Source organism: Nitrobacter sp., assembly GCF_051535235.1.
In the GTDB taxonomy this organism is placed as follows: Bacteria; Pseudomonadota; Alphaproteobacteria; order Rhizobiales; family Xanthobacteraceae; genus Nitrobacter.
Map to the genome: position 1 here is coordinate 173,651 of NZ_JBPPLZ010000003.1, position 19,479 is coordinate 193,129.

19 protein-coding genes are annotated in these 19,479 nt (G+C 62.9%); 7 read left to right on the forward strand and 12 right to left on the reverse strand.

The genetic code is table 11. The features are described from left to right. Positions 1–64: 64 nt before the first annotated feature. The 3 genes from ACS3WA_RS05455 to ACS3WA_RS05465 form a co-directional block, all read right to left on the reverse strand. Positions 65–1,333 (reverse strand): GNAT family N-acetyltransferase, encoded by a 1,269-nt coding sequence (locus tag ACS3WA_RS05455; protein WP_438277535.1) that lies wholly within the window; start codon positions 1,331–1,333, stop codon positions 65–67. A gap of 185 nt (positions 1,334–1,518) precedes the next feature. Next, complete coding sequence (locus ACS3WA_RS05460; protein WP_438277536.1) at positions 1,519–2,271, reverse strand: glycerophosphodiester phosphodiesterase family protein; 753 nt, start codon at positions 2,269–2,271, stop codon at positions 1,519–1,521. 5 nt (positions 2,272–2,276) lie between these two features. Further along, positions 2,277–2,744 carry a RidA family protein gene (locus ACS3WA_RS05465; RefSeq protein WP_438277537.1) on the reverse strand — a complete coding sequence of 156 codons (468 nt, stop codon included), beginning with the start codon at positions 2,742–2,744 and terminating at the stop codon, positions 2,277–2,279. Between the two features lie 227 nt (positions 2,745–2,971). Between ACS3WA_RS05465 and ACS3WA_RS05470 the strand changes: the two genes are divergently transcribed. Beyond that, positions 2,972–3,859 carry a cell envelope integrity EipB family protein gene (locus tag ACS3WA_RS05470; protein WP_438277538.1) on the forward strand — a complete coding sequence of 296 codons (888 nt, stop codon included), beginning with the start codon at positions 2,972–2,974 and terminating at the stop codon, positions 3,857–3,859. A 42-nt stretch (positions 3,860–3,901) separates the two neighbouring features. Here ACS3WA_RS05470 and ACS3WA_RS05475 read toward each other — a convergent pair whose 3' ends face one another. Both ACS3WA_RS05475 and ACS3WA_RS05480 read right to left on the reverse strand, forming a co-directional pair. After that, complete coding sequence (locus ACS3WA_RS05475) at positions 3,902–5,191, reverse strand: DNA polymerase IV (RefSeq protein ID WP_438277539.1); 1,290 nt, start codon at positions 5,189–5,191, stop codon at positions 3,902–3,904. After that, on the reverse strand, positions 5,188–5,487 hold the full coding sequence (locus ACS3WA_RS05480) for a DUF3572 domain-containing protein (RefSeq protein WP_438277540.1): 300 nt from the start codon (positions 5,485–5,487) through the stop codon (positions 5,188–5,190). Before ACS3WA_RS05480 ends, ACS3WA_RS05475 begins: the two co-directional genes overlap by 4 nt. 232 nt (positions 5,488–5,719) lie before the next feature. Here ACS3WA_RS05480 and ACS3WA_RS05485 point away from each other — a divergent pair, with 232 nt between their 5' ends. Then, positions 5,720–6,085: a response regulator gene (locus ACS3WA_RS05485; RefSeq protein ID WP_292620096.1), complete on the forward strand. Its 366-nt coding sequence runs from the start codon at positions 5,720–5,722 to the stop codon at positions 6,083–6,085. A 10-nt stretch (positions 6,086–6,095) separates the two neighbouring features. Next, complete coding sequence (locus ACS3WA_RS05490; RefSeq protein ID WP_438277541.1) at positions 6,096–7,469, forward strand: PleD family two-component system response regulator; 1,374 nt, start codon at positions 6,096–6,098, stop codon at positions 7,467–7,469. 102 nt (positions 7,470–7,571) lie between these two features. Here ACS3WA_RS05490 and rpmG read toward each other — a convergent pair whose 3' ends face one another. The 5 genes from rpmG to topA all read right to left on the reverse strand — a co-directional run bounded on the left by rpmG (position 7,572) and on the right by topA (position 14,379). Continuing rightward, entirely contained in the window at positions 7,572–7,739 is a 168-nt protein-coding gene (gene rpmG, locus ACS3WA_RS05495) for a 50S ribosomal protein L33 (protein WP_006611239.1), read from the reverse strand. A gap of 207 nt (positions 7,740–7,946) precedes the next feature. Next, positions 7,947–8,681 (reverse strand): NUDIX hydrolase, encoded by a 735-nt coding sequence (locus ACS3WA_RS05500; RefSeq protein ID WP_438277542.1) that lies wholly within the window; start codon positions 8,679–8,681, stop codon positions 7,947–7,949. A 160-nt stretch (positions 8,682–8,841) separates the two neighbouring features. Continuing rightward, positions 8,842–9,285, reverse strand: a complete 444-nt coding sequence (locus ACS3WA_RS05505; protein WP_438277543.1) for a DUF983 domain-containing protein — start codon at positions 9,283–9,285, stop codon at positions 8,842–8,844. Then, complete coding sequence (gene rnr / locus ACS3WA_RS05510; protein WP_438277704.1) at positions 9,282–11,705, reverse strand: ribonuclease R; 2,424 nt, start codon at positions 11,703–11,705, stop codon at positions 9,282–9,284. Before rnr ends, ACS3WA_RS05505 begins: the two co-directional genes overlap by 4 nt. Next, positions 11,635–14,379: a type I DNA topoisomerase gene (gene topA, locus ACS3WA_RS05515; RefSeq protein ID WP_438277544.1), complete on the reverse strand. Its 2,745-nt coding sequence runs from the start codon at positions 14,377–14,379 to the stop codon at positions 11,635–11,637. Before topA ends, rnr begins: the two co-directional genes overlap by 71 nt. A gap of 254 nt (positions 14,380–14,633) precedes the next feature. Between topA and ACS3WA_RS05520 the strand changes: the two genes are divergently transcribed. Next, positions 14,634–14,858, forward strand: coding sequence for a hypothetical protein (locus ACS3WA_RS05520; RefSeq protein WP_438277545.1), 225 nt, complete (start codon positions 14,634–14,636; stop codon positions 14,856–14,858). A 74-nt stretch (positions 14,859–14,932) separates the two neighbouring features. Here the strand turns inward: ACS3WA_RS05520 and ACS3WA_RS05525 are convergent, their stop codons facing one another. Together ACS3WA_RS05525 and ACS3WA_RS05530 are read right to left on the reverse strand one after the other, a co-directional pair. Continuing rightward, entirely contained in the window at positions 14,933–16,225 is a 1,293-nt protein-coding gene (locus ACS3WA_RS05525) for a polysaccharide deacetylase family protein (protein WP_438277546.1), read from the reverse strand. A 179-nt stretch (positions 16,226–16,404) separates the two neighbouring features. Next, a complete protein-coding gene (locus ACS3WA_RS05530; RefSeq protein ID WP_438277547.1) occupies positions 16,405–17,220 on the reverse strand; it encodes a polysaccharide deacetylase family protein in 816 nt (271 codons plus the stop codon). A 108-nt stretch (positions 17,221–17,328) separates the two neighbouring features. Here ACS3WA_RS05530 and ACS3WA_RS05535 point away from each other — a divergent pair, with 108 nt between their 5' ends. The 3 genes from ACS3WA_RS05535 to ACS3WA_RS05545 all read left to right on the forward strand — a co-directional run bounded on the left by ACS3WA_RS05535 (position 17,329) and on the right by ACS3WA_RS05545 (position 19,476). Continuing rightward, the gene (locus ACS3WA_RS05535) at positions 17,329–17,682 is read left to right on the forward strand and encodes a helix-turn-helix domain-containing protein (protein WP_438277548.1); all 354 of its coding nucleotides are present in this window, start codon (positions 17,329–17,331) and stop codon (positions 17,680–17,682) included. A gap of 88 nt (positions 17,683–17,770) precedes the next feature. Next, positions 17,771–18,589 carry an aldo/keto reductase gene (locus ACS3WA_RS05540; RefSeq protein ID WP_438277549.1) on the forward strand — a complete coding sequence of 273 codons (819 nt, stop codon included), beginning with the start codon at positions 17,771–17,773 and terminating at the stop codon, positions 18,587–18,589. Between the two features lie 83 nt (positions 18,590–18,672). Beyond that, positions 18,673–19,476, forward strand: coding sequence for a YdcF family protein (locus tag ACS3WA_RS05545; RefSeq protein ID WP_438277550.1), 804 nt, complete (start codon positions 18,673–18,675; stop codon positions 19,474–19,476). Positions 19,477–19,479: the final 3 nt, after the last annotated feature.

The following is a 19,479-nucleotide window of genomic DNA, read 5'->3' on the forward strand; positions in this document are numbered from 1 at the left end:
CCATGACGATTGGACTGAACATCGTCTCGCTTCATACACGACGACGTCCCGAGCCTCTGAGGCATCAGGAGACTCCGCCATTACCCGCCTTGCGAAACGGCCCGGCCTCGGTCAGTTCGCGGCCAGCTTCCGCGACGTATTGACGTTCGCGCTTGAGATAATCGCCTACCGCGCGGCGCAGGGCCGGGTCGGCAATATAATGCGCGGAGTAGGTGGTTTGCGGCAGATATCCGCGCGCGATCTTGTGCTCGCCCTGCGCGCCGGCCTCCACCGTTTTCAGGCGATGACGGATCGCGAATTCGATCGCCTGATAATAGCAGACCTCGAAATGCAGGAAGGGGTGATGTTCGATCGCGCCCCAGTGCCGTCCGAACAGCGTGTCCGAACCGATGAAGTTGATGGCGCCGGCGATCCAGCGGCCATTGCGCCGGGCCATGATCAACGCGATGTCCCGGCTCATGCTCTCGCCGATCATGGAATAGAAGGGGCGCGTCAGGTAGGGCCGGCCCCACTTGCGCGATCCCGTCTCCATGTAGAACCGGAAGAAGGCGTCCCAGGCTTCTTCCGTGAGATCGCTGCCGGTGAGGACATGGATGGTGATGCCGTTGGCGAGCGCATCGCGTCGTTCGCGGCGGATCGCCTTGCGATGCCGCGAATTGAGGCTGGCGAGAAAGTCCTCGAAGCTCGAATAGCCTTCGTTGCGCCAGTGAAACTGCTGGTCGGTGCGCTGGAGGAATCCATTTCCTGCGAGAAACGCCCATTCCTCCTCGCGGGCGAAGGTGACGTGAGCCGACGAAGCCCGCGTCGCATCGCAGAGGCCGATGAGGCCGCCGGCCAGCGCGGCGGGGACGCGCGTCTCGTCGCAGCCGGCGCGAACCAAAAGCCGCGGACCGGTGGCAGGCGTGAACGGAACCGAGGCCAGGAGCTTGGGATAATAGCGCCCGCCGGCCCTTTCATAGGCGTCCGCCCAGCCGTGATCGAAGACATACTCACCCTGCGAGTGCGACTTCAGATAGCACGGCACGACGCCGACGACCGTTCCGTCGCGGCGCGCGATCAGGTGGCACGGTTTCCATCCGGTGCGCGCGCAAGCCGAATGTGATGCTTCGAGCGCGGTGAAAAAGGCATGTGAGACAAAAGGGTTGTATGTCTCATTTGAGCTGAAAATCGAACGCGCAGGAGCTTCATCTCCCGACGCCGGCGATTCGTGGTGCTCGACTACAGGATTGGCGCAGGCGTCCCAATCCGCGGCCGGAATCTGGCCGACCGAGTCGATAGCTTCGAGCGATATGTCGGATGACGTCATCGAGGATTTGAGCCTGCGATCAGCCATTGCATGTAGAGATGTCCGCTATGTGGCGGTTTCATTGAACCACGAGATTGGGCACGGCGCCGGGGCCGTCAAGGGAGTGGGGGTTATAGCGTTTTCGAGCGAAGTGGATACCGGTTCGCATAAAGAAAACGCGTCAAAACAAGAAGCTGGAGCCCGGCTCTGATTCCGTCGGGAGCGGGATGGCGCTAGACCTCCGGATGGAAACCCTCGAAGATCATCTGATCGGCGTATCTGGCGGCTCGGGCGCGTTGTTCCGGCGTGCGCACCGTCCATGTCAGCAGGGGGCATCGGAAGATGTTTCTTGCAATCCATGGGGCTAACGCCGGAAGTTCATTCACCCAGTAAGCGACAAAATGCGGCCGGGTGCGGAAGGCATGATGCAGATCTGTCATTGTCGCGCGCTGATCCGGCGTCGCGTCGGGCCATTCGGCTGCACTATAGCTCCGCTGGGCTACGATGCCGCGGGGACGCGCCGGCATCAGTTCGCGCAGAGCCAGCACCTGATCCGGGTCGAATGACATGCCGGCCGCCGGTCCGTCATAGGATGACAGCACGTCAGCCATGCGCCGGACCAGCCGGCGGTCACCGTCGAAATGACTTTTCACCTCGATCACCAGCGGCACGCGGCCGGCGACCAGCGCGCAGAGGTCCGCGAGCGACATCATCCGTTCGGACGTGTTCCTGAAGACGATCTGCCTGAGTTCGGCGGCGGTCCTGGTCCGCAGGGATCCCGAACCTTCGGTCAGGCGTCCGAGTTCGTCGTCATGATGAACCATGGCCTCGCCGTCGGCGGTGAGCTGGATATCGAGTTCGATGCTGAAGTTTCCGGCCATCGCCGCACGGGCCGCCGCCGGCATATTTTCGACGATGCCACGGGCCTCGTCATGCAGGCCGCGGTGGGCGACCGGGCGTGCCGTCAACCAGTCGGGTGCGCGCATCGGCGTCAGGCGACTTCGAACAGACCTTCCACTTCGACCGCCGCATCGGCGGGAAGGGATGCAACGCCCACGGTCGAACGGGAATGGCGGCCTTTGTCGCCGAACGCCTCAACCATCAGATCGGATGCGCCGTTCATCACCTTGGGGCCGTCGAGGAAATCGGGAGCGGAGTTGATAAAGCCGCCCAGCCTGACGACGCGGACCACCTTGTCGAGGTCGCCGAGCGCGGCCTTGACCTGCGCCAGCAGGTTGAGTGCGCAGCCGCGCGCCGCGGTGCTGCCCTGTTCGACGCTGACGCCGGCGCCGAGCTTGCCCCTGGCGATCAACGCGCCTTCCGGATTGAAGCAGAGCTGTCCGGATACGAACAGCAGATTGCCGGTGCGGACGAAACCGACATAATTCGCCACAGGCGATGCCGGATCATGCAGGGTGATGCCTTGCGCCGCCAGCTTCTGCTCGATCGTTCCTGCCATGTCGGCCCCCGCTGATGTTGTTACGCCTGAAAACTCGGCTCAGGGTTCTATCTCGCATCGTCATGTCACATGCAAGTGATGGCGGAGCGAGGCCGGTTTGCGGAAAGCGGGCACGGTTCGACCGACGGTCAAGCCGGCCATCAAATCGCGGTGTGCTGCCACGCCGCCCTAGTTGCGACGCAATAGGGCGGCGATAATGCTCGGATTCGGCCACATCGAGAGGTGATATGCGCGTCCGTTTCGATTGCTTTACCTTCCGTTTCTGGTCCGGCTCTCTGACGTTGGTCGTAGCAGCGCTGTGTTCGCCGCTACCTGGAAGCACAGCCCACGCCGCGGCCGGGACTTCGTTTCTACCCCATCAGGCGCTGTACGATCTGAGCCTTCTGAAGTCGCGCGGCGGCACGTCGCTGGACAGCGCACGCGGACGAATCCTGTACAAGTTTTCGGGAAATGCCTGCGAGGGCTACACATCTGATTTCAGGCAGGTCTCGGAAATGGACGGCGGGGAAGGACGGAGCACGCTCAGCGACCTGCAATCCACGAGTTGGGAGGATGCGGAGGGCAAGAGCTACCGGTTCAAGATCGTGACCCGCATGAACGACAGCGATCAGAGCGAGGTTGACGGCCTCGCCGAACGGACCGGCGACAAGATTACCGTGAAGCTGACGCAACCGGTGGCCAAGACGTTCACGGTCGACGGCAAGGTCGTGTTTCCGACCGAACAGATCCAGCGCATCATCGCGGCCGCGAAGGAGGGCAAATCTCTGCTCGAGTTGACCGTGTATGACGGGTCCGACAACGGCGAGAAGGTCTACAACACGCTTTCGGTTATCGGCAAACCGATTCACGGCGACAAACCCGGATCGACGCCCGATCCGTCCACCACCAACGATCAGATGAAGAAGCTGACCCGGTGGCCCGTCACCGTCAGCTACTACGATCGCGACGCCAAAACCAACAGCGGCGAACAAACGCCGGTCTATGCGATGTCGTTCGAGCTGTTCGAGGACGGTGTGTCGCGGGCTCTGGTGCTCGACTACAACGACTTCGTGATTTCCGGGACTTTGGGCAAATTCGACGTCAGCGACGTCAGGAAAGCCAAACCCTGCAAGTAACGTCGGCGGAAAAAGCAAATCTAGCCAACGATCTGCGCGCTTCTATTGACGCGGTTTCTCGGGACCGTCGTAGGCTATGCCCCGGATGACGGCCGTGCTTCCGTACTTTCTGCGCAGATCGTCCATCGCCCGCTCGGCATGAGCCGAGCGGCGATCCAGCATATCGATGTCATCGGCCCGCGACCCCGGCCGCAGCGCGCTGACGCCCGCTCCCATCAGGCGGAAGGCGGTGCCGTCGATTTCCTTTGCTAGCATTTCGCGGCAGGTCGCGAATATCTTCGACGCGAGTTGGGTCGGAATGGAGACCGATTGCGAACGGGTCCGTGGCCGGAAGTCGGCGGTCTTGAGCTTCAGCGTGATCGTCGATCCCGCCAGTCCGCTTGTCTTGAGCCGCGACGATACTTTCTCCGACAGCCGCCAGAGGATTCGTTCGAGCGTGGCGAAATCGCGGATGTCGGTTTCGAACGTTGTCTCGCTGGAGATGGTCTTGGCGCCGCGGTCCGCGATCACCCGCCGGTCGTCGATGCCGCGCGCCAGCCGCCACAATCGGCGGCCCTCGGTCGGAAATTGCTTCATCATGTCGATCTCGTCGGCGCGCTGCAGATCGCCGATGGTACAAAAGCCGCGCTGCGACAGCCGTTCCTGGGTGGCCGGGCCAACGCCGAAAATGAATCCGACCGGCTTGTCCGCAAGCATGATGCGCGCCTCGTCCTGGCCCAGCACCGCGAAACCTCGCGGCTTGTCGAGATCCGAGGCGATCTTGGCAAGAAACTTGTTGCTGGACAGTCCGATCGACACTGTGATGCCGATGTTGCGTTCGACGTCGCCCGCAAACATTGCGAGCACCTTGGCGGGTATCATGCCGTGGACGCGCTGGGTGCCGCCGAGATCGAGGAAGGCCTCGTCGATCGACAGCGGCTCCACCAGCGGCGTCAGCGCCTGCATGGTGTGACGTACTTCGCGGCCTAGCCGGACATATTTCGCCATGTCCGGCGGAACGACGACGGCCGAGGGACAGAGCGCGAGGGCCTTGAACATCGGCATGGCGGACCGCACGCCGTACGTCCGGGCGATGTAGCAGGCGGTCAACACCACGCCGCGCCTGCCGCCGCCGATGATGACAGGTTTGTCCGCCAGCGCCGGATTGTCGTGCTTCTCGACCGTGGCGTAGAATGCGTCGCAATCGATATGGGCGAGCGCCAGTGCCGGCAGCGTAGGGTGGCGCACCAGCCGGGGCGAGCCGCATGCGCTGCAACGGATCGCCGAAAAGTCGAGGTCGCCGAAGCAATCCCGGCAGAAGCACAATGGACCGTCCGGCGGCCCCTCGGTCACGGGGTCTCGCGCTCCGGAAGAGAATCGCCGAGCGCCATCCTGGCGGCGGCGATGGTGGTCGGATGATGTCCGGAGGATTCCGAAAAAGCGCTGACGGTGGCGTCGTCCCGCAGCACGAAATCGAGCACGCCGGTAAGAAAGTGAGGATCGGAGGCGGAAGCGCGCAGGGTTTCCGGGCCGATCCCGGTTTCCGACAGGAACCGGCCAAGCCGTTCACCGTCCTCCGCGATAAAAGAAAGCGCCTGAATCGCCACCATTTCAGCTACTTCGCGCGGATTATGCACACGCTTTGTCATCGCGGGTGTTTGCCTTTCCGTAATATATCGCTTCTACTTTGGGACCATCATGCCCGAGTCCGGGAAACGTGTTCAAGCAAGTGCTAATCCGCTCGCAAAAAGACGGGCATTCGCCTTAACGGCTTTGGAGCGAATTCTAGTGCAAATCTAAATCCAGTTTGCGGACAAGTTTTGCGATGCTTGTGCATGTTTCGCTCACCAAGGTGGGTGGGTGTATCGACTGGAGGTCAGGGTGGCCAAGACGGTCCTGATCGTGGAAGACAACGAGCTCAACATGAAGCTCTTCCGCGATCTGTTGGAGGCTCACGGTTACCAGACGTCTGGGACCAGCAATGGCTTCGAGGCGCTTGATCTGGTCCGCAGGCTTCGCCCCGACCTCGTTCTCATGGATATTCAGTTGCCGCAGGTCTCCGGCCTCGATGTCACGCGCTGGATCAAGGACGATCCCGAACTGCGTGCGATTCCGGTGGTGGCGGTGACGGCATTCGCGATGAAGGGCGACGAAGAGCGCATCCGCGAGGGCGGTTGCGAAGCCTATTTGTCCAAGCCGATTTCTGTCGGCAAGTTCATCGAGACCGTTCGACGGTTCGTGGGTTGAGGAGACAGCGGTGTCCGCGCGTGTTTTGGTCGTCGACGATATTCCCGCCAACGTCAAACTGCTGGAAGCACGCTTGTCGGCCGAGTACTTCGACGTCGTGACGGCCTCAAGCGGCGCGCAGGCGCTTGAGATCTGCGCGCGCGCGAAGTGCGATATCGTCCTGCTCGACGTGATGATGCCGGACATGGACGGCTTTGAGGTCTGCCGCCGGCTGAAGACCAGCCCGGCGACCCATTTCGTTCCCGTGGTGATGATCACGGCGCTGGACAGCCCCTCCGATCGTGTGCGCGGCCTCGAGGCTGGCGCAGATGACTTCCTGACCAAGCCGGCGCCGGATGTGGTGCTGATCGCGCGCGTGCGCTCGCTGACGCGCCTGAAAATGATGACCGACGAGTTGCGCTTGCGCGCGGCGACGTCGCTCGAAATCGGCATGCAGGCGCCGGAGCGCGATGCGGTTGCCGATGCCGGGAAGGGCGGTCGCATCCTGCTGGTGGACGACCGCGCCTCGTCGTACGAGCGGCTGGCGGCGGTGTTGAGCACCGAACATACCGTCGATGTCGAAACCGATCCGTCCGAGGCGCTGTTTCACGCCGCCGAAAACAATTACGATCTTCTCATCGTGTCGCTCGGGTTGGAAAACTTCGACGGCTTGCGGTTGTGCAGCCAGGCACGCTCACTGGAGCGCACGCGGCACGTTCCGATCCTTGCCATCGCCGACGCCAACAGCAATGCGCGATTGCTTCGTGGTCTCGAGATCGGCGTCAACGATTATCTGCTGCGGCCGGTCGACAAGAACGAGTTGCTCGCTCGCGCCCGCACCCAGATCCGCCGCCGCCGTTATACCGATCACCTGCGCGACAACGTGCAGAACTCGATCGAAATGGCGGTGACCGACGGGCTGACCGGCTTGCACAACCGCCGTTACATGGAAAGCCATCTGGTCACTCTGGCCGAGCAGGCCGCGATGCGCGGCAAGCCGCTGGCGCTGATGATGCTCGACATCGACTTCTTCAAGTCGATCAACGACAACTATGGCCACGACGCTGGCGACGATGTTCTGCGCGAATTCGCGGTGCGGGTCCGCAAATCCATTCGTGGCATCGATCTCGCCTGCCGCTATGGCGGCGAGGAGTTCGTAATCGTGATGCCGGAAACCGACCTGAAAGTCGCCGGCATCGTGGCCGAGCGGCTGCGACGCTCGATCGCCGGCGAACCGTTCGCCGTTCACAACGGTGCGAAGCGGATCGAGGTGACGATCTCGATCGGACTGTCGATCCTGGAGCGCAAGGGCGAGCCCGTCGCGGACGTTCTCAAGCGGGCCGACGTCGCGCTCTATCGCGCCAAGCACGACGGCCGAAACCGCGTCGTCGCGGAGGCGGCGTGACGCCGCCGCAGGTCTCTCGCAAAATAAAAGGTTCTGGCAAAATAAAACGGGGCCACAAGGCTCCGTTCGATTCACCGCCGACGAAGCGCCGCTACTTGATGTTCACTTGATCTTGGCCTCGCGGAATTCGACGTGCTTGCGCGCCACCGGATCGTACTTTTTCTTGACCATCTTGTCGGTCATGGTGCGCGAGTTCTTCTTGGCGACGTAGTAGAAGCCGGTGTCGGCGCTGGAAACCAGCTTGACCTTGATGGTGACCGCCTTGGCCATGTGCAATCCTTCGATGTCGGGAATTCGAAAAAGCCGGCCCGGCGTCAGGCCCGCGTTGGCCGGCAAACTAGCCGCGAAACGCCCAAAGTCAAGGATTTCGAGGCTGTCGACGGCTTGAAATCGGGTTGTTTCCCGCAAAATGACCATTTTCCCGGCTGGCCGCCGCAAGGAGCGGTCGCGCGCCGGCGGCATCGCGGAAATGATGATTCAAGCCGTGCCCGGCAAAATATCCCGTTGCATCCTGCCGCCGCAGAAATGGAAGAACGGCACGTCGGCATCGTGACGCAGCGGACCGGCGGCAAGACGTCTTTCGAGTTCGCCGAGCACGCTTCGGGTGATGGAATGAAGGCCGGCGATAGGTTTTGCATCCATCTCGACCCAGACAAGTTCGACCAGTTCGGCGTCGGCGTGGACCACGCCCTCGACGCGATGGGCGATGGCGGACGCATCCGCGCTGAAGAAGCGGGTATCGAAACGGCGCACGCAACCGGGCGGGGTGATGGCGCGCGCGATCAGGTAGAGGTTTGAGGGATCCGGCAGCAGTCCGGCGTCGCTGAACGGTTGCCACGCTCCGGTCAGTCTTGCGGGGGCGTCCGCGGTCTTGCGACCGAGGCAAAGCCCAGTTTCCTCGCAAACCTCGCGGATCGCGGCGAGTGCAAGCGAGCGGGCGCGCGACGATTGAATTTTCGGACTGCCCTTGAGCAGGTTGGCTTCGAGTTCTTTCGGGATCGGCGCGGCGACAGGCACCCTGTTGTCGGTCTTTTCGACGCTGCCGCCGGGGAAGACGAACTTGCCCGGCATGAAGACCACATTGTCATGGCGCTTGCCGAGCAGCACCCTCGGTGTGGCCGTGCCGCGGTCGATCAGGATCAGCGTGGCGGCGTCCTTCGGCCGGCGATAGGGGTGACGGCTCGTGGCGTGGATTTGACGTTCGCTACCCAACTCCCCACGGGTTCGTGATGCGAACGTCAAATCCAGAACTCCACTGGAAACCTATATTTGCTATGCGAATGTCAGAATCGGACCACTTGCTTGTTGGGCAGGTGCTCCGGTCTCGCGCATGTCGGAACGGACGACTCGATGATCCGGCCGAACTGCCGGATCAAACGTGGTCGTCGACGAAATTCTCGTCAAAACCATGCATGCGGAGAGCCCACTGGAGACCGACAACCCCGCCCTTGATCGGCTGAATCAGCCATAGCGCCAGGAGCAGCGTCATCGGCAGATAGATCGCCCACTGCAGCATGAGCGGCGGTGCGAACTCCTTCTCGATCATCAGGGCCATCGGCACCACGATGTGGCCGACGACGACGATGACGAGGTAGGCCGGAAGGTCATCGGCGCGGTGCGGCGTAAAATCCAGTCCGCATTCGGAACACTTGTCAGCGGTTTTCAGGAAAGAGCGAAAGAGCTTGCCTTCGCCGCATCTCGGGCAGCGGCAGAAAAGGCCGCGTCTCACCGCGGCCCAGGCGTTGCGCTTCTCGCCAATCGCGGATTCGCGGGTCCAGACTTTGGTGGTCGCGGTATCGGGCCGAGGCGCAGTCATGATTTGCCCTTCTTCGGTTTGCCGGTCTTGCTCTTGCCCGGCTTGCGCGATGTCTTGCGCGGTTTGCGGCCCGGATGAGCCTTCGAATGGATTTTGGGATGTCGCGCGCTTTGCGAACCGCGCGTCCCCTTCCTGTTTCGTGCCTCGCGCTGGCGAGAATCGCGTGACCCGGAATGTCCTCCGGACAGGAGTTCAAAACGGAGAGCACCTGCCAAGGGTACAGCTTCTACCAGACGAACCTCCACCACGTCACCCAGCTTGTGCATGGAACCGCTCCGCGAGCCGACCAGCGCATAGCGGCTCTCGTCGTAGTTGAAATATTCCGTACCCAGGGTCCTGATCGGGATCAGCCCGTCGGCGCCGCTATCGGTCAGCTTCACGAACAGCCCTGCGCGGGTCACCCCTGAAATCCGGCCCTCGAAGATATTTCCGATGCGGTCGGCGAGAAAATGCGCGATCAGGCGGTCGGAGGTCTCGCGTTCCGCCTTCATGGCGCGGCGCTCGGTGACGGAAATCTGCGCGGCGACCTCCGCCAGCGTCTCGGCAGTCTCGGTCGCAGGCAAGGCGCCTTCGCCGAGACCGAGCGCCCGGATCAGGGCGCGGTGCACGATCAGGTCCGCGTATCGCCTGATCGGGGAGGTGAAATGCGCGTAGCGGCGCAGGTTGAGGCCGAAGTGGCCGTAGTTCTCGGCGGAATATTCGGCCTGCGCCTGCGAGCGAAGCACGACCTCGTTCACCAGCGATTCGGAGTCGTGGCCCCTGACGTGATCGAGCACGCGATTGAACAGTTCGGGTCTCAGCGCGCCGCTCTTGGCAAACGATATGTCCAGCGTCCTCAGGAATTCGCGAAGGTTGTGAACTTTCTCCACCGTCGGCTCGTCATGGACGCGATAGATCAGCGGCAGGTCTTTCTTCTCCAGCGTTTCGGCGGCGGCGACGTTGGCGAGGATCATGAATTCCTCGATAAGCCGGTGCGCGTCGAGCCGCTCCGGCACGATAACGCGGTCAACCGTACCGTCCTGGTTCAGCAGGATCTTGCGCTCCGGCAGTTCGAGATCGAGGGGATCGCGCTCATCGCGCGCGCGTTTCACCAGCGCGTAGGCCGCATAAAGCGGCTTCAGGATCGGCGCGAGCAGGGGGCCGGTGACGTCGTCGGGGTTGCCGTCGATCGCGGCCTGCGCCTGCGCGTAATTCAGCTTCGCGGCCGAGCGCATCAGGATGCGATGGAATGTGTGCGAGCGCTTGCTGCCGTCGGAGCCGATCACCAGCCGTACGGCGAGAGCCCCGCGCGCCTGCCCCGGCACCAGCGAGCAGAGATCGTTGGAGATGCGCTCCGGCAGCATCGGCACCACGCGATCGGGGAAATAGACCGAATTGCCGCGCTTTAGCGCGTCATGATCCAGCGCCGATTCAGGCCGCACGTAATAGGCGACGTCGGCGATGGCCACAGTGACGACAGCGCCGCCCTTGTTGTTCGGATCCTCGTCGGGCGCGGCATGAACCGCATCGTCGTGATCCTTGGCATCTGGCGGATCGATGGTCACGAGCGGTAGCGCGCGCCAGTCTTCGCGGCCGTGAAGGGTCGCGGGCTTCGCAGTCTCCGCTTCGCGCAAGGCGGCCGGCGCAAAGACTTGCGGAATGTCATGCGCGTGGATCGCGATCAGGCTGACGGCTTTTTCGGTCGCGAGCGAGCCGAGCCGCTCCTTCACCTTGCCTGACGCAGGACCGAAGTCGCGGGTGCGTACAAGTTCGACGCTGACGAGATCGCCGTCCTCCGCACCGGCGCTGTCGGCCTTCGCGATGTTCAATTCACGGCCGGCCTGCTTCTTGTCGACCGGCACCAGGCGACCGCCGCCCTGCGGCAGGACGCGGTAGATGCCGAGGATGCGCGAGCGGGTATGCTCGATGACCTTGATGACGCGGGCGCGATAAGGCGTGGCGTCGTCGGGCTCCGTCGCCTCAATGCGCAGCAGCGCGCGGTCGCCGATGCCCGCCGCGGTGCCGGGCTTCGCGCGGCGCGGCACGTGAATGCGGATTTTCGGCGGGGGGCCTGCTTCCTCGTCCCACTCGGTCGGCGTCGCCAGCAGTTCGCCGTCGCTGTCGCGGCCGGTGATATCGGCCATCAGCGTCGGCGGCAGCGTTTCCGCCTGACGCAGCTTGCGGCCTCGCTTGACGATCGTGCCATCGTCCGCGAGATCGCGCAGGATTTTCTTCAGTTCGATGCGATCCGCGTTTTTCAAGCCGAACGCGCGGGCGATCTCGCGTGTGCCGGTTTGTCCGGGATGCGTGCGGATGAAGGCGACGATGGTCTCGCGGTCCGGGAAACGCCTGTCGCGCGGTTTGTTCACTTTAGCCGTTGCCAGCACTCTTCTTGGCAGGCGCCTTCGCGGTCGTGGCGGGTGGTTTGGCCGCCGCGACAGGGCCTCGCGCCTTGCTCACCGCGTCGGACTTCGGCTTGGCGGAGGCCGGTTTTGCGGCCGCCTTCTTGGCTGCCTTCTTGGCCGGCTTCGTCGCCGTCGCATCCCCCTCGGCGGTCTTTTCAGTTTTGGCGGACTTGGCCTTCTTCGCCATGCGTTTGGTCTTGCCGCCGCCCTTGGCTGCGCGTTCGTCGATCAGCGCGATGGCTTCGGGGAGGGTGATGGTATCCGGCGTCTTGTCGCTCGGAATGGTGGCGTTGACGCCGCCCGCGGTGACATAGGTGCCGTATCGCCCGCTCTTGACCGCCACGGCGCCGAGCGTCGGATGGTCGCCGAGCGGCTTGCCGGGATCGGCGCCAAAGCGCCGGCTTGGCCCCTTCGCGATTTTTTCTGCGATCAGCGTCACCGCGCGGTTGAGGCCGATGTCGAACACCTCGTCGCCGGCTTCAAGACTCGCATAGGTTTTTTCATGCCGAACGAAGGGGCCGAAGCGGCCGATGCCAGCGGTGATGGGCTCGCCGGTCTCCGGATGCTTGCCGACTTCGCGCGGCAGCGACAGGAGCTTCACGGCCAGATCCAGTTCCATATCGGCGGGCGAGGTGTTTTTCGGAATGCCCGCGCGTTTCGGCTTTTCGCCTTCGCCGTAATCGTTAGGCTCACCGAGTTGGATGTAAGGCCCGAAGCGGCCGGACTTCACCGTCACGTCGAGACCGCTCTGTGGATCCTTGCCGAGAACGCGATCGCCGCCCGCATCGCCGTCAGCGGCCAGCGGTCGGGTGTAGCGGCACTCCGGGTAATTGGAGCAGCCGACGAATGCGCCGAATTTTCCGGCCTTGAGGTTTAGCTTCCCGGTGCCGCAGGTCGGGCACTGGCGCGGGTCGCCGCCATCCTCGCGCGGCGCATAGATGTGCGGCCCGAGCATGTTGTCGAGCACGTCGAGCACTTCGGAAACGCGAACGTCCTTGATGTCATTGACCACGCCGATGAAGTCGTCCCAGAAATCCTTCAGGACCTGCTGCCACGACACCTCGTTGTTGGAGATGCGATCGAGCTGCTCCTCGAGGTTGGCGGTGAAGTCGTATTCGACATAGCGCGCGAAGAAGTTTTCTAGGAACGCGACGACGACACGGCCCTTGTCCTCGCCGTAGAGCCGCTTCTTCTCGAGCTTGACGTAACCGCGATCCTTGAGCACCTGCAGGATCGAGGCATAGGTGGAGGGTCGGCCGATGCCGAGTTCCTCCATGCGCTTGACCAGCGAGGCTTCGGAGAAGCGCGGCGGCGGCTCGGTGAAATGCTGGGTGACGCTGAGGTTTTCGCGCCTCAACGCTTCGCCTTCGCTCATGGCGGGAAGGCGGCGGCTGTCGTCGTCTTCCTCGTCGTCGCGGCCTTCCTGATAAAGCGCCAGGAAGCCATCGAACTTGATGACCTGACCACTGGCGCGCAGTTCCAGCATGCGCGCACCGGCCTTTGCCGCGATGTCGACGGTCGTGCGCTCCAGCTCCGCCGATTCCATCTGGCTGGCGATGGTGCGGGTCCAGATCAGCTCATAGAGTCTCGCCTGATCGGAATCGAGACGCCGCTTCATGTCGGCAGGACGGCGCGACAGATCGGTCGGGCGGATCGCCTCATGGGCTTCCTGCGCGTTCTTGGCCTTGGTCTGATACTGGCGCGGCGCGTCCGGCACGTAGGCGTTGCCGTAATCCTCGCCGATCACCTTGCGCGCCTGCGTGATCGCCGACGGATCGATCTGCACGCCGTCGGTTCGCATGTAAGTAATGAGGCCGGTGGTCTCGCCGCCGATGTCGATGCCTTCATAGAGCCGTTGCGCGATCCGCATCGTATGCGCCGGTGCGAAGCCGAGCTTGCGGCTCGCCTCCTGCTGCAGCGTCGAGGTGGTGAACGGCGCATGCGGATTGCGGCGCGCCGGCTTGGCCTCGACGGTGGAGACGGTGAAATTGGCGGCCTCGATCGCCTTCCTGAAATCCTCGGCTTCGGCACCGCTGCCGATGTCGAGCCGCTGGATTTTCTTGCCGTCGGCGCCGACGAGGCGCGCTTCGAAGGTTTCGCCGCGTGGCGTCGCCAGCGTCGCGATCAGCGACCAGTATTCGCGGGGCACGAATTTCTCGATCTCGAGCTCGCGGTCGCAGACCAGCCGCAGAGCGACCGACTGCACCCGGCCGGCCGAGCGCGCGCCGGGCAGCTTGCGCCACAGCACCGGGGAGAGCGTGAAGCCGACCAGATAGTCGAGCGCGCGGCGCGCCATGTAGGCGTCAACCAGCGCGCCGTCGATCTGGCGCGGATTCTTCATCGCGTCGGTGACGGCCTGCTTGGTGATGGCATTGAAGACGACGCGCTCGATCTTCTGGTCCTTCAGCGCGCGCTTCTGCTTCAGTACTTCCAGCACATGCCAGGAGATCGCCTCGCCCTCGCGATCGGGGTCGGTGGCGAGGATCAGCTTGTCAGCGCCCTTGAGCGATTTGGCGATGTCATTGAGTCGGCTGACCGCCTTCGGATCGACCTCCCAGATCATCTGGAAATTGGCGTCCGGATCGACCGATCCATTCTTGGCGGGGAGGTCGCGGACATGGCCGAACGAGGCCAGAACCTCATATGACGCGCCGAGATACTTGTTGATCGTCTTGGCCTTGGCAGGCGACTCGACAATGACGATATTCATGTTATTCCAATAGTTTACGTGAAAACTCGAAGCTGGCTCCATCAGGAGCGCCCCGGCTGTTTCGCGGCGAACATGGGTGCAGCGCGCCCTTAAGTCAAATAGACTTGTGTGAAAGGGCGGGAGTCTGTCCTGTCATTATGGTTGTATTTTTTTCATATCATTACTTATAGTTGTGAACGCATGGAGGGTGGCGAAGCCGAAATACAGCTTCCACTTGGTCATGATGGGGGCTCATGGTGAGAGGAGTGTCCGGGATGAGGGGACGTCCAAACCGGAACCGAGAATCCCGCGACCACGCGGGCGAACCCGCCGGCGACGGTGGTCCGGAGGAGGCAGCGCGCTATCTGGCGGCGACGGTGGCCGATCTCGGACTGATCGCCCGGCGTCACGGGCTGGATACCCTCGGCTTCCTGCTGGACATGGCGCAAATGGAAGCCGAGGACATTGTCCGGCTCCGCGCGACGCGCGACCAGAATTAATCAAGATGCTTCAGGTTCAATGGGGGCTTGCAGGACTGCAATAAGAGTGGGCGTTTCCTTCGGAGGGAAGGCGATCAGTGAAAACCGGGTCGCAGCACCGGCAGGCTTCCGGGGATGGAGCGCTTCGCGGCACTGGCGTCGCTGGAAATCGATTGCACGTTGTCATCCTCCTCGACGTGACGGCTTGCGCGGAGGGTTGGTTTGGCGTGATGCGGCAGCGAAACCATGGCCTTTAACGGCGCAACGGACTTTTCCGGGATTGCAAATATATTCTGGGCCGGCACAGGAAATGTGTCGGTGGCGGGGCCTTCGACCACCGCCGACTGGCGCGGCCACGGCGACTCCTCCGGCACCGGCACGGCGCCTCGCACGAAACGGCGCGAACCGCTGAATGCCTCCGGCAAAAGAAACAGCTTGCCGTCGCGCAAGTCGGAATCCGAAATCGCGGGAGCGGGCAGCGTGCCGGCGTGCGCGAAGCTGAACCGCGGTACCTTTGGCCAATGTGCCGAAGCGACCGCGTCAGACGTCGGATGTGTCTGCCAGTCCTGCGGCGATGTCGGCGTCTTCGGCCGATCGGGCGTGGCGGGCACCACGTGGACGATGCGGTAGCCGCGCTCCTTCAGCGTGCGGAGAATCCTTGGCAGCGCGGCGACCGTCCGCGCCTGGATGTCATGCAACAGCAGGATGCCTTTGCCCTTGGCCTCGATCCGGCTGATCGCGAGCTGGTAGACGCGATCGGCCGATATGTGCCGCCAGTCGTCCGCCGGAAAATCGGCGCTCCAGACCTGAATGCCTTTCGATGCGAGGTAATCCTCGACGTCCTTCGCCCGCAGCAGACCGGGAATGCGCATGAAAGGTGCCACAGCCGCAGGATCGCCCAATGCCGCAGTCGCGGAAGCGATACCGTCGTCGATTTCCTTTCGTGCCCGTTCGATCGGCATCCGGTTCATGCTGAGCGGATGGGTTTGCGAATGGGTGCCGATGGAATGACCCGCGGCCAGCACGCGGCGCAGGTCTTGCGGATAGGCGTGCGCCATGCTGCCGATGGTAAAGAAGGTCGCCTTCACGCATTCCCGCGCCAGGATATCGAGCACCTGGAGGCTGTGCGGTGGCAGCGGACCGTCATCGAAGGTCAGCACCACCTCGTGATCTTTGAGAGGCAACGTTTCGGGGTATTGCATGCCGCCGACACGCGGGTGTTCGCGCGGGTCCACGACCAGCGTCCGCGAGGTTCCGAGCGCATCAGGATTGCCGGGGCAATCGCCGGCCAAAACGGGACCTGCCGCGAGTTCCAGGGCGGCGGCGAGAAGACCGGCGCAAAAAATCCGCTGCGGCTTCAGCCAAGTCCGGTTCAATGTCTTTGCCATTCGAGAGACCTTCGCGCCGCCAATTCGGCCTCGAAACTACCCGCCGGGCTATGAATGCCGCCTTAACTTGTCGGCTGGAACGGAATGAGGAAAAGCGTGTGGCGTTTTCCGGCTCGCATCCCGCTTCAGAAATCGATCATCCCCGGTTTTTGATCGATTTGGGCCAAAATCATCGTGATCTAGCGCAAGAGGTCGGGCTGTTCATCGGCGGACGCATGCTTGTCGGCGCCTTTGGGCTTGGGAACGACGTGCACCACACGGTAGCCGTTGACCCGCATGTATTTGAGGAAATCGGGCAGCATGGCAGCGGTTTGCGCGCGAATGTCGTGAAACAGGATGATGCCTTTCCGCGCAGCCTTGAGCCGTCCGGTAACCAGTTTCAATTCCTCCTGCGGGGTCATCGGCAGCCAGTCGCTCGCCCAGAAGTCGGCTCCGAACACGACGATTCCCCGGGCTTGAAGCATTGCAAGAAGTTCAGGCGTGGACTCGAAGTAGGGAAAGCGAAAAAACGGCGTGCTCGGGATAGTCGTGGCCTTCCCGTTGAGGGCAACTTCGTCCGCCGTGATGCCGCGATCGATGTTGTCCTTGGCGGCTTGAAAGGTCATCGCATTGAGGTGCGGATGCGACCAGGAGTGATGCCCCAGCGTATGGCCGAGCGCCGCGGCTTTTCTGACCATGCCCGGTAACGCCTGCGAATTCCTGCCGACCTGGAAAAACGTCGCAAGCACGCATTCGCGCGCAAGCGCGGCCAGAATGCGCGGCGTTGTTGCCGCCGGACCATCGTCGAAAGTGAGGACCACTTCCTTGTCGTCGAGCGGGAGCGTCTGGGGAAAGCTCTTGAGGCCGACACGCGGATACCTGGCGGCATCGACCTCAAGGATGCGCGACGTACCGAGCGTTCCGGGACGCGGGCAGTCGCCGGCCCATGCCGGGACGGTCCATGCAACAAGAACGAGAAGCGCAATCCTCAACGTGCCCATAATACGACGGCTCATAACGTGTGTATCGCGGTGTTGAGTATAGCTGATTGGCGACCACATGCTCCAACCGTTCACCGGGCCTTAACGCGGATCATCGACCATCGTCCGAATCGTGGGGTGGTCATGCAGCGGTTGCGACTGAAGGCGGACGGCCGGATCGTGGAGATCCGCGATGGGCGGGAGTTTCCGCTGGCGCCCTCGATATCCGTCGCGAATGCGAGTTCCGCTTCGGCCTCTCTCGTTGCGGCGGTGGCCGGAATACCTCCGGACGCACAACCCGAGGTCAAAAGCCTGCGTCGGCGGGCGGGGCTGACCCAGGTCGAATTCGCGGCGCGGCTGGGCGTCCCCGTTGAAACCATCCGGAACTGGGAACAGGGCAAGCGGATGCCGCGCGGACCGGCACGCGCGCTTCTTGCGGTCATTGCGCACGCCCCCGAAACGGTGTTCGCTGCCCTCGACGGACACCCCGGCGGCTAGGCATTCGGCCGCGCCTGGCGGCTCCTGCGGCATAATGTTTGCGCAAAGTTCGGCTTACCCTCGGTGACATCGCCGCAGGAGATTTGCGATGCAATACGTTGAAGCCAATGGCGCGCGCATACCGGCCATCGGACTTGGTACGTGGGAGCTTCGCGGTCGGGCCTGCGCGCGTCTCGTCGAGCAGGCGCTCCGGCTCGGCTATCGCCATATCGACACCGCGCAGATGTATGAGAACGAACGCGAAGTCGGCGACGGCCTGCGCGCGTCCGGCATCGATCGCGACGATGTTTTCGTCACCACCAAGGTCTGGACCACGCATTTCGCGCCTAACGATCTCGAACGGTCCGTCAAGGAAAGCCTCACGCAATTGCGTCTGGCGCAGATCGACCTGGTATTGTTGCACTGGCCCAATCCACGCATTCCGCTGTCGGAGACCATGGGCGCGCTTGCCAACGTCAGGCGGCTCGGCATGGCGCGCCATATCGGCGTGTCAAACTTTACCGTGGCATTGATCGAGGAGGCGGTTGCGCTCTGCCCCGAGCCCTTGGTTTGCGATCAGGTGGAGTATCATCCCTATCTCGACCAGACCAAAGTGCTCGAAGCGTGCCGCCGCCACGACATGGCGCTGGTCGCCTACAGCCCCGTCGCCAAGGGACGCATCAAGACCGATGACGTGCTGCGCCGGATAGGGGCCGCTTACGGCAAGACGGCGGCACAGGTTTGCCTTCGCTGGCTGGTTCAGCAAAATGTGGCGGCTATCCCACGGACCTCGCGGATAGAACGGCTCTCGGAGAATATCGATATTTTCGATTTCAAGCTGAGCGATGACGAGATGGCGCGGATATCGACGATGGGCAGCGCCAAGGGGCGGTTGACGGACTTCGGCTTTGCTCCGAAATGGGATTAGTTCACAGCGCGATGAACCGCGGTGGTTGATTTCGGCGTGCCGCTCGCTCATGGATGTCGCCCCTCCGCTTGCCGGCTGATCGCATGTTCTTCCTGCTTTCCAAAATCATCGGATTTGTCGCGCTGCCGTCGAACGCGATCGCGATCGTCTGCGGCGTGGGCCTGTGCCTGATGGTGATGAGATGGCGACGGACCGGCGTCTGCCTGCTGACGGTGGGCATCGTGTCGCTGTTGGTGTTCGGATATTCACCGGCCGGGAATGTGCTGCTGCTGACATTGTCGGAACGCTTCCCCGCATGGCAGTACGATGGGCACGACCCGGACGGCATCATCATCCTTGGCGGCGCCATCGATCCCGCGATATCTGCCGCCCGCGGCTCCGTGGAGACCAACGGCTCCGCGGAGCGGGTGATCGCGGCGCTCGAATTGGCGCGGCGGTTTCCCAAGGCGCGTATTGTCTACAGCGGCGGAACTGGAAATCTGGTCACCGACTTCGTTCCCGAGGCGCCGGTCGCCGGGCGGCTGCTGGAGACTCTTGGAATATCGTCCGAGCGCATCGTTCTGGAAAGCGACTCCCGCACCACCGACGAGAACGCGCGGTTTACCCGCAAGCTGGTTTCGCCGAAACCCGGCGAACGCTGGCTTCTGGTGACGTCGGCGTTTCACATGCCGCGATCGATCGGCGTGTTCCGCAAGGCGGGCTTCGATGTCGAGGCCTATCCGGTCGATTGGCGCACGCGGGGTTGGGTCGATGCCTTCGCCCCGTTCGACAGGCTGAGCGCAGGCCTCGCCTCCAGCGATACCGCCGTGCATGAATGGGCCGGTCTGGTCGCTTATTGGCTGACGGGGCGCAGCGATGCGTTGTTGCCGTCGCCACGCTCCGATTAGTCG

Bases quoted from the DNA above. Each gene is read 5' to 3' on its own strand.
- topA (WP_438277544.1), bottom strand. From the start codon at position 14,379: ATGAATATCGTCATTGTCGAGTCGCCTGCCAAGGCCAAGACGATCAAC.
- ACS3WA_RS05535 (WP_438277548.1), top strand. From the start codon at position 17,329: ATGCAGCGGTTGCGACTGAAGGCGGACGGCCGGATCGTGGAGATCCGC.
- ACS3WA_RS05465 (WP_438277537.1), bottom strand. From the start codon at position 2,744: ATGGCAGGAACGATCGAGCAGAAGCTGGCGGCGCAAGGCATCACCCTG.
- rpmG (WP_006611239.1), bottom strand. From the start codon at position 7,739: ATGGCCAAGGCGGTCACCATCAAGGTCAAGCTGGTTTCCAGCGCCGAC.
- ACS3WA_RS05455 (WP_438277535.1), bottom strand. From the start codon at position 1,333: ATGGCTGATCGCAGGCTCAAATCCTCGATGACGTCATCCGACATATCG.
- ACS3WA_RS05525 (WP_438277546.1), bottom strand. From the start codon at position 16,225: ATGGCAAAGACATTGAACCGGACTTGGCTGAAGCCGCAGCGGATTTTT.
- ACS3WA_RS05470 (WP_438277538.1), top strand. From the start codon at position 2,972: ATGCGCGTCCGTTTCGATTGCTTTACCTTCCGTTTCTGGTCCGGCTCT.
- ACS3WA_RS05520 (WP_438277545.1), top strand. From the start codon at position 14,634: ATGAGGGGACGTCCAAACCGGAACCGAGAATCCCGCGACCACGCGGGC.
- ACS3WA_RS05460 (WP_438277536.1), bottom strand. From the start codon at position 2,271: ATGCGCGCACCCGACTGGTTGACGGCACGCCCGGTCGCCCACCGCGGC.
- ACS3WA_RS05505 (WP_438277543.1), bottom strand. From the start codon at position 9,285: ATGACTGCGCCTCGGCCCGATACCGCGACCACCAAAGTCTGGACCCGC.
- ACS3WA_RS05530 (WP_438277547.1), bottom strand. From the start codon at position 17,220: ATGAGCCGTCGTATTATGGGCACGTTGAGGATTGCGCTTCTCGTTCTT.
- ACS3WA_RS05540 (WP_438277549.1), top strand. From the start codon at position 17,771: ATGCAATACGTTGAAGCCAATGGCGCGCGCATACCGGCCATCGGACTT.
- ACS3WA_RS05545 (WP_438277550.1), top strand. From the start codon at position 18,673: ATGTTCTTCCTGCTTTCCAAAATCATCGGATTTGTCGCGCTGCCGTCG.
- ACS3WA_RS05480 (WP_438277540.1), bottom strand. From the start codon at position 5,487: ATGACAAAGCGTGTGCATAATCCGCGCGAAGTAGCTGAAATGGTGGCG.